The sequence below is a fragment of the Enterobacter sp. MEB024 genome (assembly GCF_030209635.1).
GTDB classification, from domain to species: domain Bacteria; phylum Pseudomonadota; class Gammaproteobacteria; order Enterobacterales; family Enterobacteriaceae; genus Enterobacter; species Enterobacter ludwigii.
In genome coordinates this window covers 285,233-298,795 of record NZ_JARVRQ010000006.1, presented here as the reverse complement: position 1 = coordinate 298,795, position 13,563 = coordinate 285,233, and the positions used below count along the sequence as shown (strand labels likewise).

Below are 13,563 nucleotides of genomic sequence, written 5' to 3'. Positions count from 1 at the left end.
CCTTGCCCGGCCTGGTGGAGGAGGGCATCAGGCCGCACTACTCCTCCATCGCAATCACAATTGCCTCACCCATCTTCTTCAGCGCCTCGCGATGCTTCTCCGTTGGCGGTAACGCAACGTTGATCCGCAGGCAGTTGCGGTACTTGCCGGACGCAGAGAACAGCGACCCGGCTGCCGCCTGGATCTTCAGCCGGCACAGCTGCTTGCTGACGCACACCATGTCGACGTTTTCCGGTAACTCCACCCACAGTAAAAAACTGCCCTGCGGGCGCGTCACGCAGATCTCCGCCGGGAAATACTGCCGCACCCAGCAGGTATAGGTTTCCATATTCTGCTGATAAATCTGGCGCATACGGCGAACGTGACGATGATAATGGCCGTCGCGAATAAACGCCGCCACCGCCATCTGCGTTCCCGGCACGTTAAAGCCGCCTGCAGCGTATTTCATGTGCATCACCCGGTCGTAATAGCGCCCCGGCACAATCCAGCCGACGCGCAGGCCCGGTGCCACGGTCTTGGTAAACGAGCTGCACAGGAGTACGCGGCCATCAATGTCCATGGAGTGAATGGTGCGCGGGCGCGGGTATTCCGCCGCCAGCTCGCCGTAAATATCATCCTCCACGATCACGATATCGTGCCGCTGGGCGAGAGCCAGCACCTGCTTCTTCCGCGCTTCCGGCATGATAAAACCCAGCGGGTTATTGCAGTTGGGCACCAGGATCACCGCTTTAATGGGCCACTGCTCCAGCGCCAGCTCTAACGCTTCAATGCTGATCCCGGTTTCGGGATCGGTGGGAATTTCGATGGCTTTGATGTTGAACCCGCGCAGCATCTGCATGGTGCCGTGAAACGACGGGGATTCCACGGCCACAATATCGCCCGGTTTGCATATCGAGAGCAGGGCAATCGACAGCGCGCCGTGGCAGCCATTGGTGATGACAATCTCATTCGCGGCCACGGTAGAGCCGCCGTCCAGCATCAGCCGTGCGATCTGCTCGCGCAGCTCGGGCCGACCGTCGAGCACGTCATAGCTCAGCATCTCGGCCGGATTGTGCTGCGCGATGCGGCTCATTTCACGCCACAGCGGTTTCAGGCTCGGTTGATTGACGTCCGGCGAGCCGCCGCCAAAGGAGATCATCTCTTTGTCGGCACGGGCATCCAGCAGCATCATCACTTCATCCCACTGGGTAACGTCTACCGGACGCTGCACCGGACGCGTCATTGCCGGTACGGGCGGCATGGCCTTACGTTGCGAGACAAAATAGCCGGAGCGTGGCTGAGGCGTGATCAGCTGCAGATTTTCGAGGATCTGGTAGGCCTGCTGTATGGTGCTGATGCTAACGCCATGCTCCTGGCTCAGCGCGCGCACCGACGGCAGACGTTCACCGCTGCGATACAGCCCTTGTTGAATGCGTTCCGCCAGAAGATTGGCGAGATGTTGGTAGCGCGTCATGCTGTATCCTTTGTTTTCACCATACAGATTGTAAAACCAGTACAGATTGCCGCAAAAAACGGCATGCAGATATACTTTTAGCGGATCTGTATGTTAAACAAAAGATGTTTTTGAATCTGTATTGTACGCCCTGAATTCCATGATGATAACGCTACTGGCACAGTGAGGAGAGCATCATGGAATTTTACGAGAACCGTTCAAAACGTCCGTTTGTTGTTTTTGTCTGGATCGGCAAAACGCTACGCAACTGGTACCGTATTCACCGCACCCGTCGCATCCTGAGCAAGATGAGTGACGAGCAGCTCAAGGATGTCGGGTTGTCGCGCTATGATGTGTAAGCGGGCAGGGTCGGCGCTGGCCGGGTAAGGAGAAACCCCTACCCGGCGCAACGGAGAGATTATTCGACTGATTTCACCGCGGTGTTTTCAGCGATGCGGCGCAGATATTCGTTATTCTTAAACGCAACCATGATCAGTTCGAACGTCACGCGACAGCCGATCAGGCTGAAAATCATCCCGATAAATCCGGTGATCAGATGATCGGTAAACATGGAATACACGCCGGCAATCAAAATCACCAGCATGACGATCCAGTAGAAGAAGACCAGCACGCGTGGCGTTAATAAGTAGTCAAATCCCAGAATGGCTTTCATTTTCTTTTCCTTAGAAATATAAAAAAGGCTCAAGATTGTATCTTTATCACGTTCTTTTATGGCGTGGATAGCTATCTGATTTCAGAGTAGTAATTCCAGCGTTTCTTGTTTTGGCCTTTCAAGTAGTGCCACCGCCTCCTGATACGTGCGCACGTTGTTATAGCCCATCACCAGTCCGTAACGCTTGCCGGAGCCGCGATACCACTCCGAGAGCGCGTTAACCTGTAGCTGCTGCGCTTGCCAGCAGTGCGCGATTTCCCGGTCACAACTCCCCTTCGAAAGGAATGCCACGATGTGCATCCCACCGTCGTTTTGCTCGGTGAAAAACAGGTCGCCATACACCTCCTGTAAAGCCTTAATCATCCACTCCCGCCGGGTCTGATACAGGGCCCGCATCTTCTTAAGATGTCGGAAAAAATGGCCTTCGTTGAGAAAGGCGGTGAGGATCTTTTGCGTCAGCACCGGCTGGCCGCTGGTAACGATGTCCGCGCAGTCGGTAAACGCCCCGAGGGTGCTGGCGGGCATCACCACGTAGCCCATGCGCAGCGACGGCATAATGGTTTTGCTGAAGGTGCCCATAAAAATGACCCGGTCGTGCCGGTCGAGGCTTTTTAGCGACGGCAGCACCTTGCGGGTGTAGTGAAATTCCCCGTCGTAGTCATCCTCAATAATCCAGGCCTCGTTCTGACTCGCCCAGTCGAGAAGCTGTTGTTTACGCGGCAGAGAGAGGGTGACCGCCAGCGGGCTCTGGTGCGACGGGGTGACGATGGCGAAGCGGGCATCGCGATGGTGGCGCAGCAGGTATTCCGTATCGATCCCGGCGCGATCGACCGGCACGGTGTGCAGGCGCGGCACGATCCGCTTGAGCAACTGCTGGCCCATAAAGTAGCCCGGATCTTCAAACACCACCTTGTCGCTGCGGCTGGCCAGCGTATCGAGGATCAGGCGCAGGCTACCGCTGTAGCCGCTGGTGATCAGCACCTGCTCGGCAGTGCAGGCGAGCCCGCGTGAAATATTAAGGTAGCTGGCAATCGCCTGGCGCAGCGGATACCAGCCCAGCACGGGCGGATTCAGCATCTCTTCCTGGCGCATGGCGCGCGTCGCCTGGCCTGAAAGCAGCAGCCATTTTTTATAGGGAAAGCTGTCGAGGGAGGGAATGCCGGGGCGCAGAAAACCTGCCCGTTCGCGCTGGCCGATCAGCGAGGCCGGAAGCGTGCCGGTGGTCTGCTCCGCAGGGGCGTGCTGCGCGGGCAGTAACAGGTCCGGATTGACCCGTGTGCCGCGTGCCCCCTGGCTTACCAGATACCCTTCGCCCGTCAGGATGGCGTAAGCGGTTTCAACGGTTTTGCGCGCCACCTTCAGCTCTTCCGCCAGCACGCGAATGGCGGGGACTTTGTCGCCAGGCTTTAGCACGCCACGCGTGATGTTGTCGCGATAGCGGGTATAAATAGCGTGATAGCCCGGTTTCATGTCCTACCTCGTTTGACGGTTTTTGTGTCTTTTTACTATGTCATTATCCGCGTAGATTGTCCTCATCGCATGACATATGCCGCACAAAAAAGAGGAAAGACAATGAGCACTCGCGTAAACCACCATAAGATCACACCTGCCCTCGCCAACGCGCTGTCCAACCTGAGCATGGAAGTGGCGAAAACCTCTCTCGACCCGGCGCTGAAGCACCTGATCGACATTCGTGTCTCACAGCTGAACGGCTGTACCTTCTGCCTGGATATGCACTCGAAAGAGGCCAAAATCGCCGGAGAACGCGAGCTGCGCCTGTACCATCTGGCGGCATGGCGCGAGTCCCCGCTGTTCAGCGCCCGTGAGAAAGCGGCGCTGGCCTTCGCCGAAGCGCTGACGCAAATTAGCGTGCATGGCGTGAGCGATGCGCTCTACCGCAGCGTGGCGGAGCACTTCTCGGACGTGGAGATTTCAGAGCTGAACTTTGCCATTGTGGCGATCAACGCCTGGAACCGTCTGGGGATCACGTCCCGCATGGCGCCGGGCTCGCTGGACGCGGCTTACGGGCTGAACAAAGCTAACCTCGAATAACCCCGCGCTCACGGATCATCGCCACCAGCGCCCGTAACCCTGGCGGGACGTGGCGATGCCCCGGATAGTACAAACGCAGCCCGGCAAACGGCTGCGTCCAGTCGTTTAACACGCTCACCAGTTCCCCGCTTTCAAGCTCTTCCCGGATATACAGTTCCGGTAAAAACCCTATCCCTAATCCCGCCTTCACGGCCCGGATCGAGGCGAAAAGATCGGACGTGGCAAAGCGCGGCGGTACCGCCAGAGCGTAGTGTTCTCCGTGACGCGCCAGCTCCCAGCGGTAGATCCCACCGTGCGCCATGCGCATACCGATCCCCTGATGTAAGAGCAGATCCTCCGGCGAGTGCGGCGTGCCGTGGCGGGCAAAGTAATCCGGCGTGGCGGTGACAAGCTGGCGGATCTCACCGGTCAGTGGCACGGCGATCATGTCCTGCGGCACGGATTCTTCAAGACGGATCCCGGCGTCGTAACCTTCTGCGACGATGTCAATCATTCGTGCTTCGCTTAGCGTCTCGACGCGCATTTTCGGGTAGCGGATCATAAAGTCGATCAGCAATTGATCCAGAAAGAGCGCACCGATATGGTTCGGTACGTTTAAGCGCAGGGTGCCGGCAGGTTCGCCGGTATCACTGTGGATCTCTTCGCTGGCCTGGCGTATCGCCTGCAGGGCCGGGCCAATACGCGCCACGTAGCGCTGCCCGGCATCGGTAAGCGCCACGCTGCGGGTCGTGCGGTTAAACAGGCGCGTCTCCAGGCGGCTCTCCAGCCCGGCGATAGCGTTACTTACCGCCGTGGCGGACATGCCCAGCTCCTGTGCCGCACCGCGAAAACTGCCGCGCCGCACCACCGCCATGACCACTTCCAGCTCTGTCAGACCCGAACGATGCATAGATTATCCTGAAAATCGAAACAACCCTTGCAGCATAGCGTGGATTATCGCAACGGAGAAGCCGTGCCAGACTGTGTCCATACAGCCTGAGGAGGTTTATATGCACAACATCGAACAGATCTTTATCAACGGCGAATTTGTAACCCCGCACGGGACCGAACGTTTTGATTTATACAATCCGGCGACGGCGCGGGTGATTGGCCAGGTTCGCCTGGCCGATGAGGTAGACGCTGAGCATGCCATCGCGGCCGCGAAAGCGGCATTTCCGGCGTGGTCGCAAACCCCCCGACAGGAACGTATTGCCGCGCTGAAACGCATGCATGCCGCCGTGGCCGCCCGTCATGATGCGCTGCTGGACGCGGTGATTGAAGAGTACGGCGCGCCAGCCTCGCGCTCGGCGTGGATGGCCCGCTACCCGGCAGATGTCATTGCCCAGGCCATCGAGGCGCTGGAAGCCTTTGAGTTTGTGACCACAGCGGGGGCGGCAACGGTGCAGATGACGCCGCTTGGTGTCGCCGGGCTTATTACCCCGTGGAACAGCGACGCGGGGTTTATCTGCGGCAAACTGGCGGCTGCGCTCGCGGCGGGCTGCACGGCGGTGATTAAACCGAGCGAGATGAGCGCATTGCAAACCCGCATTGTCACCGAGGCGCTGCGCGATGCCGGGTTACCGCCGGGCGTGTTTAACATTGTCACCGGACGGGGCGATACGGTCGGTGAGACCCTCAGCCGCCATCCGGACGTGGCGAAAATTTCGTTTACCGGTTCGACCGTTACCGGCAAAGCGATACTGCGCAACGCGGCGGAGAGTGTTAAGCGAGTGACGCTGGAGTTAGGCGGTAAATCGCCGACGATCCTGCTTGATGATGTCGATTTGGCGCAGGCTATCCCGCTGGTGGTGCAGGCCGGGTTTATGAACAGCGGGCAGGCGTGCGTGGCCGGAACGCGCATTCTGGTACCGCAGTCGCGTAAGGCAGAAATCGAAACTGCGCTGGCGCAGGCCGTCGCGGCCGTGAAATCCGGCGATCCGCGGGATAACGCGACAGAAATTGGCCCGATGGTCAGCGAAAAACAGTGGCTGCGGGTGCAGGGCTATATCCGTAAAGGTCTCGACGAGGGGGCAAACCTGCTGGTGGGGGGCGAAGGGCGTCCGGAAGGCACGCAGGACGGCTGGTTTGTGCGCCCGACGCTGTTTGCTGACGTCACTAACCAGATGGCGATTGCCCGGGAAGAGATCTTCGGCCCGGTACTGGGTGTGATCCCTTATCAGGACGAGGCCGAAGCCGTCGCCATTGCCAACGACACCGAGTATGGCCTGAGTGCGATGGTGCTGGGCAGGGATGTCGAACGTGCGCGTCGCGTGGCGCAGCAGATTGTCGCGGGCCGCGTGCTGGTGAACACGCTGGCCCATGAGCCTAAAGCGCCGTTTGGCGGGTTCAGGCACTCCGGCGTGGGGCGTGAGATGGGCGAGTGGGGGATCCGCGCGTTTATGGAGCCGAAGTCGATTCTGGGATAACCGTTTGTCGCCCTCCCGGGAAGCGGGCGACAATACTTCGCCCTTCACCGAAGCATCCGCATTTTCTTTCCTGCATGCTCTCCGCACCCTCACAACGGAGAGACAACCATGATTGCAGTCCTTTTCGAAGCCCAGGCCGCGCCTGCCCACCAGGCGCGTTACCTGCAGCTCGCAGCCGAACTCAAGCCCCTGCTGGCGGATATCGACGGGTTTATTGATATCGAGCGTTTTCAGAGCCTGACCACCGACGGCAAAATTCTCTCCCTCTCCTGGTGGCGGGATGAAGAAGCGGTCCGCCGCTGGAAGCAGAACGTCTTTCATCAGGCGGCGCAGAGGGAGGGGCGGGAGGCCATCTTTACCTACTACCGCATTCGGGTGGCGCAGGTGGTGCGGGAATACGCCTCAGAAACCGGAGGGCATGCGGATGTATGACGTTCATGTGATTTTCGACGCTACGCCAGGGGAACTGGCGCGATTTGGCCAGCTGCTGGGGTGTAATGGTGTGGGGCTGGAGGGCGGCGGCGTGTTTGGTACCGAAGCCCATTTCCTGGTGGAAGAGGGCGAAAAAGCCCATCGCGTGCTGCTTGAGGGCGGGTTTAACGTCCGATCAGTCCGTAAACCGCTGATCAGAAAACTGCAGCAGGCGCGCCCCGGTGAGCTGGGCGAGATTGCCGCGGCGTTAGCGGCTCACGGTGTGTCTGTACTGACCCAGTACAGCGACCATGCGAATCACCTCATTCTGCTGACGGATAATGATAAGCTGGCGGCAGAGATCACCAGACCATGGGCAGTCCATGCTTAAGACCCGTTTACCCCCTGACAACAGCGCGCTGCTGGAACAGGCCATGGCGGCAGTGGCCGCCGCCATGGCGGATCCGTCGCGTGTGAAAATGCTCTGTGCGCTGATGGATGGCCGGGCATGGACCGCCACCGAGTTGAGCGCGGCGGCAGATGTCGCCCCCTCCACTGCCAGCGGGCACCTGACCCGTCTGCTGGACGGCAAGCTGATTACCTGCCTGTCACAGGGGCGGCATCGCTATTACCGCCTGGCAGGACACGACGTGGCGGAACTGGTCGAGCAGATGATGGGGCTGTCGTGGAGCCGCATCACCCCGCCGGAAACCACCGCCCCGAAAGCCCTGCGTGAAGCCCGCACCTGTTACGACCATCTGGCAGGGACGGTGGCCGTTCAAATCTATGATTTTATGCAGGCGCAGGGCTGGCTGGAGACGGACGGATCAGCCCTGACCGTGTATGGACGCGAACAGTTCCTGACGCTCGGTATTTCATTAAGCGCCAATCCGCGCCGTAAGGCCTGCTGTGCCTGTCTTGACTGGAGCGAGCGGCGGTTTCACCTCGGGGGCGAGGCGGGCGCGGCGCTCCTCGCGTACCTGGACAGCAACGGCTGGATCCAGCGGGTGGCGGGATATCGGGACGTGGTGGTCACCGCGTCGGGAAACGTTGCCATTAAAAAACGTTTTAGCCGCTAAATTCTCCGCGGTTTGATGCCCTTTCCCACCGGGAGAGGGCATTCGTCTTTCGCAATTCCTGCTCTTTTGTCTCTCGTTTCTTGATACTTACCCTGGTAACTATTATCTTGACCGCGTGTTACGAGAGGATGTCCCATGCGTGAAGAAGAACTGTTTAGCCGCAGACCGATGGGGATGCGGATGGCCATGATCGTGCGTCAGTGGCGCGCCGTGATTGACGACTCTATTCTCGAGACCGGGTTAACCCAGTCGAGCTGGACGGTGATGATGCAGCTTCAACAGCTTGGGGATAACGTCTCGGTGAGTGAACTGGCGGAGGTACAGGGTATTGAACTGCCGCCGCTGATGCGCACGCTGACACAGCTGGAAAAACAGGGTTACCTGTTACGCACCGTATCGCCTTATGACAAGCGTATCCGGCTACTCACGCTGACGCCGGAGGGGAACGCCGTACTCAGGACACTCTCCCGGGTGATCGAGACATTTCAGGCGCGCGTATCGCAAAACATCGCGCCGGAGCATCTCGATATTTTCAGCGCCACATTGAATCAAATCGCCTGCAATTTGCGGAAAATCCGCGAAGAAGATAACAAGACCGAAAAATAATGACTCCTGAACAAAAGTTTGCCCGCTGGGTAAGGGTAAGTATTGCCTCTTTCCTGCTGATGTTTGTCTACTTTGTCGTCGCGGACATCTGGATCCCGCTGACGCCGGACTCCACCGTCATGCGCGTGGTGACACCGGTTTCTCCGCGCGTCTCCGGCTACGTGGCGGCTGTCCATGTACACAACAACAGCCAGGTGAAGCGAGGCGACCTGCTGTTTGAGCTGGATGACACGCCGTTTCGCAATAAAGTGGAAGCAGCGCAAATCGCGCTGGAGCAGGCGCGTCTCTCTAACGAACAGCTGGATGCGCAGATCGCGGCCGCACAGGCCAGCCTGAAAACCGCCGTGCTGACCGCGCGTAACGACAAGGTGACCTACGATCGTTATCAGAAACTCAGCACGCTGCAGAACGTGTCGCAGGCGGATCTGGATAAAGTCCGGACCACCTGGCAGAGCAGCGAGCAGTCCGTCAGTTCGCTGCAGGCGAACATCCGTAACCTGCGCATTCAGCGCGGTGAGCGGGAAGAACACCGCAACGTCACCCTGCAGAAATACCGCAACGCGCTGGATGAAGCGGAACTGAATCTTGGCTGGACGAAGGTTTACGCCCAGGCGGACGGCACGGTCAGTAACCTGCAGCTCAGCCCCGGCTATTACGCCTCCTCCGGTTCGGCCGCGCTGGCGCTGGTGAATAATCAGGCCGATATCGTGGCCGACTTCCGCGAGAAGAGCCTGCGCCATACCCATCAGGGAACCGATGCCGCCGTGGTGTTTGACGCCTTACCGGGACACGTCTTCCGTGCGCATGTGACCAGCAGCGATGCGGGGATCCTCGCCGGACAGGAGGCGGTGAACGGCGAGCTGTCCGAGCCAGAAACCTCCAACCGGTGGGTTCGTGATGCCCAGCGTATGCGAATCCACGTGGCGCTGGACGAGGCACTGCCGAAGCAACTTCCGACCGGTGCGCGTGCCACCGTGCAGCTCTATAACAGCGAAGGGCCGTTTGCGCGCTTCTTCTCCGGGATGCAGATCCACCTGGTGAGCCTGCTGCACTATGTCTATTAACACTCTGGCGCGGGTGTTTACCCCGCACGGCAACATCGTCTATACGGCAAACGATTTTCGCCAGACCCTGCGCATCGTCTTTGCCGGCATGATTGCGCTGAGCATTTCGAGTTTTTACAACACTCACTACGGCGTGTTTTTCGTGGTCTACCCCATTATGCTGCTGTCGCTGGTACCGGTCTTTAACCGCCACGTGGCGAAGCAATTTATCTTTAGCGCCTCGCTTAACTGCGTTGAAATGGTCATTATCATCGGCTATCTGTCACAATGGCCGGTGATCATGACGTTAGTCGTGTTCGCCCTGTACGTCATGCGTTTTCGCTTTATGAGTAAGGGACCGCTGTTTCTGTTTGGTTCGATGGGCGTGGTCTGCCAGAGCGTGATGCTCAACTTTATGAGCTATCCCACCACCGACTGGCATACGTTGCTGTTTTCCAATATCGAAGCGAGCGTTATGGCGGTGTGCCTGAGCGCGCTGATGAATTACCTGCTGCCGGACGTGGAGCCGCGCAAGCCGCCGCCGCTGATTGAAAAAGATGACGCCCGTGTGCGCCACGAGTCGCTGCTTTCCGGGACCGTTGCCACCCTGATTTTCGTCATCTTCCAGATAAGCGACCTGAGCGACTCACTGTCCGCGCTGATGGCCGGGGTGTTGATTCTGTTTCCCATGCACTATCGCGGCGCGGTGATGAGTTCCCTCTGGCGCGTGGTAGGCGTGGTGCTGGGCTGCCTCTACATTCTGGTCGTCCAGCTTATCCTTTACGATCACAGCAGCCATATGCTGCTGATGATGCCGCTTATCGGCCTTGGGCTGGCATTTGGCGCGCGGCTGCACGTGATGGAGAAGGTCGGCGCCGGGGTCGGGTTTTCCAGCATCACCACCATCGGCATTATGTTCGGGCAGAACATGCACCCGGACAGCGACCTGGTGTTCAGCGATCTCTATCGCATTACCTCGGTGACCTTTGCGCTGGTGGCGACCCTGACAATGGTCTTCCTGGTGCATTTGATCCTCAATCGCTTTGCCCCTACGCGCTATGTGATCGCGCCGCCTGAGGCGAATTAATGCGCGAGCACGGCAGGCAATTGCGAGAGTAAAAACAGGATCAGGCCAATGGTCCCGCCCACCAGCGTGCCGTTCACACGGATGAACTGCAGGTCTTTGCCGATGTTAAGCTCAATCTGGCGCGACATGTCTTTGGCATCCCAGCTCTTGACCGTGTCGCTGATATGCCGCGTGAGGAACGCGGCAAAATCCGGTGCTACGCGGTGCGCCGCCTGCTCCAGATGCTCGTTCAGCGATGCCTGCAGGCTGGCATCGTTCGACAGCGTTTCACCAAACCACAGACCGGCGTTGGCGATGCGCTGCCTGACGCGCGAGTCCTCGCTTTGCATATCCGCTTTCAGCCACTGACGCAGGTCGGCCCACATCTCGCCCAGATAACGGTTAAACGCCTCGTCGTTCTTCAGGTAGTGCTTGATGTTATCGGCTTTGGCGGCCATTTCCGGATCGTTTTTCAGGTTGTCGATAAACTTCAGCGTGGCGCGGTCAAACGCCTGACGGATCTGGTGCGTGCGGTCGTGGCTGATATCATCCAGCAGCGTATTCACCGCATTCGACACCATCTCCGCACTCTGATCGCCGAGCCACTCGGTAGGCAGCACCATGGCCTTGCGCGGATGCTCGGTCTTCAGCCAGTGCACAATCTGGTCGGCGATAAAGTCCCGCGTGCTGTCACGCTGGATAAGCGCGATCAGGCGGTTGATGATGGCGTCCAGCAGCACCTGATGGCGATTGTTCCGGGTCATGCTCTCCAGCATCACCGCGCTGGTTTCGGTGAAGTCGAACTTGTCGATGGCCTTGTGCACCGCCCGTTTGAGCAGCCGCTGAATGCGTCCGTCGTCGGTCAGTTCAAGAAAACCGCTCATTACCTGAATCAGATGCAGCCCGACGCGCCGGGCGTTGTCGGGCTGGCTGAACCAGGTGCCAATCATCTGTGCCGGCTCATAGCGGCGGATCAATGCCACCAGTGACTGGGTATCGAGAAACTTTTCCTGCACGAACTGACCCAGATTGTCGCCAATGCGGTCTTTGTTGCGCGGAATGATCGCCGTATGGCGTGAGATAAACGGAATGGGCACCCGGCGAAACAGCGCGACGACGGCAAACCAGTCCGCCAGCGCGCCGACCATCGCCGCCTCGGCAATGGCCTTTACGCCGCGCACCCAGAAGGTTTGCGGCAGGAACAGGGTGGTGATAAACGCCGCGGCGGCAATCAGCAGCAGCGACAGCGCCAGCAACTTGGCGCGTTTAAGTTCAGCTATTTTTTCCATGGCTTAAGAATAGAGGGAGGCGGGAAGAAAATGCAAAAAACGCCACACGACCCACCCACCAAACGCCATCAGCACCACGCCAGCGGTTCGCTCAATCAGCCAGAGTGAACGGCTGAGCGTCCGCTGAACCACGGGCAAGCCCATCAGCGACACTAGCGCTAAATCCCAGACCAGCACCACCATTACCATCCAGACACCGCAGGTTGACTGCTGAAGCAACGTGACATCTGGCCCTAACAGCGCCGTCATGAGCGCCAGATAAAAAAGTGCATTCTTCGGGTTTAACAGTGCCGAACCGAGCCCCAGCAGGATTTGCTTACGCAATGAGGGGCACCGCTGATGAGTCTCATTGAGCGCAAGCGTCTGCGGGCGGCTGCGCGCCAGCCGCGATCCAATCCAGAGCAGGTAGAGCGCGCCGGATAATTCGATAAGGGTGAACAGCCACGAAAACGTGCGCAGGGCACTCCAGCCGATAATCACCAGCACAATATAGAGCGCGTTACCCGCGGCGATACCGAGGCACAACCCGGCACTGCCGCGCAGCCGGTAACGCGCGGCGTAACCGACCAGCAAAAAGAAATCCGGACCGGGGCTTAACAGGGCTACAAAATGCGCCAGCGCCAGGGCGAGAAAAGCGGAAGGGAAGAACAGTTCCATCGTGACCTCCAGAGCAAAAACGGAGATCACCTTACGGCGTTACGTATCCTGATTATTGTCTGATATTGATCGGCCCGTCGCGTACTGGCGAGGCGTGGCGGCCGTGTAGCTGACAAAGGTTTTATGGAAATGGCTCTGGTCGGCAAACCCGCTCTGGTAACCGACATCGGCGAGATCATCTCCCGCACGCAGTCGCGCTTTGGCGTATTCCACGCGAGAGATGCTGAGAAAGCGTCCTGGCGTCAGGCCGGTGTCCTGTTTAAAGGTGCGGATTAACGTCTCTTTGCGCAGTGAAAATCGCCGGGCAAGGTCGTCAAGGGAAGGCGGGGCGGTGAGGTTCGACAGAAACGCCTCTTGCACCTGCTGACTCAATGAATGGGGCTTATCTGTACGGCCTGTAGAGGGAGGAAGGGCGCAAAGCAGTGCGTTCAGGGAGGCCGCGGTCATGTTCTCAACCACGTCAAGATAATGATTAAACAGCGTTTGGTCGCGAATGACCTGCAGTGCCAGCGAAAGGTCAGTGTCGATATACAGCATATGATAGCTGCGTGGCTGCCCCGCCACCGGGTTGCAGCTGTGGGGCGCATGCGCCGGGATGACGATGATGTCGCCAGGGGTCAGGATATACTCCCTGTCATGGACTGTGCAGCACGTCTGGCCTTCCAGGATCGCGCCAATAGAGAGCTGTGGGTGACAATGACGTTTATACGCCTGGGTGCTCTGCCACGTGCTGCGCAGCTCGTGGCCGCAGGCGCGATGAAAGGTCTGGCGGATGTGTCGGGTCTCGGTCATGGGGGACTCCTGTCAGGAACGTTTTTTATACCATGCCCGCGCGACATGTTGCAGTACC

16 protein-coding genes are annotated in these 13,563 nt (G+C 58.8%); 9 read left to right on the top strand and 7 right to left on the bottom strand.

Annotated features, from left to right (window positions below; translation table 11 throughout):
- Positions 1-37: 37 nt before the first annotated feature.
- On the bottom strand, positions 38-1,453 hold the full coding sequence (locus tag QRN24_RS13035; protein WP_284942771.1) for an aminotransferase-like domain-containing protein: 1,416 nt from the start codon (positions 1,451-1,453) through the stop codon (positions 38-40).
- Between the two features lie 176 nt (positions 1,454-1,629).
- On the opposite strand from QRN24_RS13035, the gene QRN24_RS13030 reads away from it, so the two are divergent.
- Positions 1,630-1,791, top strand: coding sequence for a DUF1127 domain-containing protein (locus QRN24_RS13030; RefSeq protein ID WP_032681737.1), 162 nt, complete (start codon positions 1,630-1,632; stop codon positions 1,789-1,791).
- Between the two features lie 59 nt (positions 1,792-1,850).
- Here QRN24_RS13030 and QRN24_RS13025 read toward each other — a convergent pair whose 3' ends face one another.
- Positions 1,851-2,105, bottom strand: a complete 255-nt coding sequence (locus QRN24_RS13025) for a DUF4282 domain-containing protein (protein ID WP_020885330.1) — start codon at positions 2,103-2,105, stop codon at positions 1,851-1,853.
- A gap of 81 nt (positions 2,106-2,186) precedes the next feature.
- Complete coding sequence (pdxR, locus tag QRN24_RS13020; RefSeq protein WP_014168459.1) at positions 2,187-3,575, bottom strand: MocR-like pyridoxine biosynthesis transcription factor PdxR; 1,389 nt, start codon at positions 3,573-3,575, stop codon at positions 2,187-2,189.
- Positions 3,576-3,677: 102 nt separating this feature from the next.
- Between pdxR and QRN24_RS13015 the strand changes: the two genes are divergently transcribed.
- Positions 3,678-4,157, top strand: coding sequence for a carboxymuconolactone decarboxylase family protein (locus QRN24_RS13015; RefSeq protein WP_032679560.1), 480 nt, complete (start codon positions 3,678-3,680; stop codon positions 4,155-4,157).
- Here the strand turns inward: QRN24_RS13015 and QRN24_RS13010 are convergent.
- On the bottom strand, positions 4,144-5,046 hold the full coding sequence (locus QRN24_RS13010; protein ID WP_032679561.1) for a LysR family transcriptional regulator: 903 nt from the start codon (positions 5,044-5,046) through the stop codon (positions 4,144-4,146). The two genes, QRN24_RS13015 and QRN24_RS13010, sit on opposite strands and share 14 nt — an antisense overlap.
- Before the next feature lie 100 nt (positions 5,047-5,146).
- Here QRN24_RS13010 and QRN24_RS13005 point away from each other — a divergent pair, with 100 nt between their 5' ends.
- The 7 genes from QRN24_RS13005 to QRN24_RS12975 all read left to right on the top strand — a co-directional run bounded on the left by QRN24_RS13005 (position 5,147) and on the right by QRN24_RS12975 (position 10,788).
- Positions 5,147-6,562, top strand: coding sequence for an aldehyde dehydrogenase family protein (locus tag QRN24_RS13005; protein ID WP_284942770.1), 1,416 nt, complete (start codon positions 5,147-5,149; stop codon positions 6,560-6,562).
- 108 nt (positions 6,563-6,670) lie between these two features.
- On the top strand, positions 6,671-6,994 hold the full coding sequence (locus QRN24_RS13000; protein WP_014168463.1) for an antibiotic biosynthesis monooxygenase family protein: 324 nt from the start codon (positions 6,671-6,673) through the stop codon (positions 6,992-6,994).
- A complete protein-coding gene (locus QRN24_RS12995) occupies positions 6,987-7,364 on the top strand; it encodes an amino acid-binding protein (protein ID WP_106503696.1) in 378 nt (125 codons plus the stop codon). The genes QRN24_RS13000 and QRN24_RS12995 overlap by 8 nt, the downstream gene beginning before the upstream one ends.
- A complete protein-coding gene (locus QRN24_RS12990; RefSeq protein ID WP_040018547.1) occupies positions 7,357-8,052 on the top strand; it encodes an ArsR/SmtB family transcription factor in 696 nt (231 codons plus the stop codon). Before QRN24_RS12995 ends, QRN24_RS12990 begins: the two co-directional genes overlap by 8 nt.
- 135 nt (positions 8,053-8,187) lie before the next feature.
- Entirely contained in the window at positions 8,188-8,658 is a 471-nt protein-coding gene (locus QRN24_RS12985; RefSeq protein WP_044858795.1) for a MarR family winged helix-turn-helix transcriptional regulator, read from the top strand.
- Positions 8,655-9,722, top strand: coding sequence for an HlyD family secretion protein (locus QRN24_RS12980; RefSeq protein ID WP_152691356.1), 1,068 nt, complete (start codon positions 8,655-8,657; stop codon positions 9,720-9,722). Before QRN24_RS12985 ends, QRN24_RS12980 begins: the two co-directional genes overlap by 4 nt.
- Complete coding sequence (locus QRN24_RS12975; protein ID WP_014168468.1) at positions 9,712-10,788, top strand: DUF2955 domain-containing protein; 1,077 nt, start codon at positions 9,712-9,714, stop codon at positions 10,786-10,788. Before QRN24_RS12980 ends, QRN24_RS12975 begins: the two co-directional genes overlap by 11 nt.
- On the opposite strand, the gene QRN24_RS12970 is transcribed toward QRN24_RS12975, so the two are convergent.
- Genes QRN24_RS12970 through QRN24_RS12960 form a run of 3 tightly spaced genes read right to left on the bottom strand, consistent with a single transcriptional unit; the run spans position 10,785 to position 13,505 of the window.
- Positions 10,785-12,056: a DUF445 domain-containing protein gene (locus QRN24_RS12970; RefSeq protein WP_284942769.1), complete on the bottom strand. Its 1,272-nt coding sequence runs from the start codon at positions 12,054-12,056 to the stop codon at positions 10,785-10,787. The genes QRN24_RS12975 and QRN24_RS12970 overlap by 4 nt on opposite strands.
- Before the next feature lie 3 nt (positions 12,057-12,059).
- Positions 12,060-12,713, bottom strand: coding sequence for a LysE family translocator (locus tag QRN24_RS12965; protein ID WP_020885321.1), 654 nt, complete (start codon positions 12,711-12,713; stop codon positions 12,060-12,062).
- A 39-nt stretch (positions 12,714-12,752) separates the two neighbouring features.
- Positions 12,753-13,505: an AraC family transcriptional regulator gene (locus QRN24_RS12960; protein ID WP_049023612.1), complete on the bottom strand. Its 753-nt coding sequence runs from the start codon at positions 13,503-13,505 to the stop codon at positions 12,753-12,755.
- Positions 13,506-13,563 lie beyond the last annotated feature (58 nt).

Bases quoted from the DNA above. Each gene is read 5' to 3' on its own strand.
- QRN24_RS13035 (WP_284942771.1), bottom strand. From the start codon at position 1,453: ATGACGCGCTACCAACATCTCGCCAATCTTCTGGCGGAACGCATTCAA.
- QRN24_RS13030 (WP_032681737.1), top strand. From the start codon at position 1,630: ATGGAATTTTACGAGAACCGTTCAAAACGTCCGTTTGTTGTTTTTGTC.
- QRN24_RS13025 (WP_020885330.1), bottom strand. From the start codon at position 2,105: ATGAAAGCCATTCTGGGATTTGACTACTTATTAACGCCACGCGTGCTG.
- pdxR (WP_014168459.1), bottom strand. From the start codon at position 3,575: ATGAAACCGGGCTATCACGCTATTTATACCCGCTATCGCGACAACATC.
- QRN24_RS13015 (WP_032679560.1), top strand. From the start codon at position 3,678: ATGAGCACTCGCGTAAACCACCATAAGATCACACCTGCCCTCGCCAAC.
- QRN24_RS13010 (WP_032679561.1), bottom strand. From the start codon at position 5,046: ATGCATCGTTCGGGTCTGACAGAGCTGGAAGTGGTCATGGCGGTGGTG.
- QRN24_RS13005 (WP_284942770.1), top strand. From the start codon at position 5,147: ATGCACAACATCGAACAGATCTTTATCAACGGCGAATTTGTAACCCCG.
- QRN24_RS13000 (WP_014168463.1), top strand. From the start codon at position 6,671: ATGATTGCAGTCCTTTTCGAAGCCCAGGCCGCGCCTGCCCACCAGGCG.
- QRN24_RS12995 (WP_106503696.1), top strand. From the start codon at position 6,987: ATGTATGACGTTCATGTGATTTTCGACGCTACGCCAGGGGAACTGGCG.
- QRN24_RS12990 (WP_040018547.1), top strand. From the start codon at position 7,357: ATGCTTAAGACCCGTTTACCCCCTGACAACAGCGCGCTGCTGGAACAG.
- QRN24_RS12985 (WP_044858795.1), top strand. From the start codon at position 8,188: ATGCGTGAAGAAGAACTGTTTAGCCGCAGACCGATGGGGATGCGGATG.
- QRN24_RS12975 (WP_014168468.1), top strand. From the start codon at position 9,712: ATGTCTATTAACACTCTGGCGCGGGTGTTTACCCCGCACGGCAACATC.
- QRN24_RS12970 (WP_284942769.1), bottom strand. From the start codon at position 12,056: ATGGAAAAAATAGCTGAACTTAAACGCGCCAAGTTGCTGGCGCTGTCG.
- QRN24_RS12965 (WP_020885321.1), bottom strand. From the start codon at position 12,713: ATGGAACTGTTCTTCCCTTCCGCTTTTCTCGCCCTGGCGCTGGCGCAT.
- QRN24_RS12960 (WP_049023612.1), bottom strand. From the start codon at position 13,505: ATGACCGAGACCCGACACATCCGCCAGACCTTTCATCGCGCCTGCGGC.